Origin of the sequence: Lactobacillus nasalidis (assembly GCF_016587775.1) — a bacterium.
Classification (GTDB): Bacteria; Bacillota; Bacilli; order Lactobacillales; family Lactobacillaceae; genus Lactobacillus; species Lactobacillus nasalidis.
On the sequence record NZ_BOCG01000384.1, the window covers coordinates 1 to 1,388 of the forward strand.

A 1,388-nucleotide genomic window follows, 5' to 3' on the forward strand; every position below is an offset into this window, starting at 1 on the left:
GACTTCCAGATCCGCCACGACTTCACTTTTATTTGGGAGAAGAGCAGCCTTTATGCTGACCGGCACCGGCAGGTCTGCGAGGAGCTGAAAGCGGCCAGATAAAAAAGACTTTTGCCTTTTTGGGGCAAAAGTCTTTTTTGTGTCTGCTACTTGCTTAATTCGTAAATGGCTTCAGCGTAGATGGCCAGGCTTTTTTCCAGTTCATCCAGGCTGACGGATTCGTCGATGGCGTGGGCGGTGTCCAGGCTGCCAGGAAAGGCGGGGCCGTAGCCGACCCCGTTTTTAAAGAAGCGGCCGTAGTTGGCCCCGGCGGAAATAATGGTCTCGCCGGCTTGCCCGGTCTGCTTCTCGTAGACGGAAAGGAGGGTCTTGACGAAGGGGTCGCTGCTGGAAACGAAGTGCGGCTTTTCGAAGTCTTCATAAGGCTGGAAAGTCGTCTGGCAGAAGGCGCCGAACTTGGCGTTCAGCTGCTGGGACATTTTTTCCGGTCTGGTCCCCCGGCTGTAGCGGATGTCGCTCTTGATGAAGGCTTCCTGGCCCTTTTGGTAGCGGAAGACCGCCGGGCAGTTGATGGACTTGCCCATCTCCGGGTCGGTGTTGGCGATGCCGATCTTTTCCCCGTAGTAGTCTTCCAGTTCAAGTTGGCCGGCGAAGTCCAGGAAATTTTTTGCCCGGCCGGCAAAAGGAAAGTTTCTGAGGAAACTGGCCAGAAGACAGGCGCCGTTTTTCCCTTCCCAAGGAACAGAAGCGTGGGCGCTGACGCCTTCCAAGGTCAAAAGCAGGCCTTCGGCAGTGGCTTCTGCCTGCCCGCTTAGGCCGCTTTGGGCCAAAAAGTCCGGGTAGGCCGCGGCAATTTCGCTGCTCCCTTCTCCGGAAACGGCCGCGGTCGCGGCTGCCGGGATCATGTTGGTGGCCTGGCCGGCAGAGAAGGAGTCAAGGCTTAGGCTGCCGGCTTCTTCACCGGTAAAGGCTGTCTTTAAAACGGCCAGCCCGTCTTGGCCGGTTACGATTGGAAAAGAGGAGTCGGGGGAGAAGACCCAGTCGGGAGCGGGCCGCTTTTTAAGGTAATACTTCACCCCCACCCAGTCAGTTTCCTCGTCAGTGCCGATGATCAAGGTGATCTTCTTTTTCGGCTGAAAGCCCGCTTCTTTTAAAGCCAGAAGGGCGTAGTAGGCTGCCAGGGCTGGTCCCTTGTTGTCGCTGGCTCCCCGGCCATAGACCCGGCCGCCCTTGACCCAAGGGGTAAAAGGGTCCTGGCTCCAGCCTTCATCCGGGGGCACCACGTCGACGTGAACGGCCACGCCCAGTTCCTGGTCGCCTTCGCCAAAGGTGGCGACGCCGGCATAGTTGTCGATGTTTTCAGTTTGAAAGCCGTCTCTGGCGGCAAT

Annotated in this window: 1 protein-coding gene; it reads right to left on the reverse strand. The window is 57.8% G+C overall.

Features of this window, described 5'->3' with window-relative positions:
* Positions 1-146: 146 nt before the first annotated feature.
* The coding region (pepV, locus tag lacNas_RS07080; RefSeq protein ID WP_201346729.1) for a dipeptidase PepV at positions 147-1,388 on the reverse strand (1,242 nt) is incomplete at its 5' end.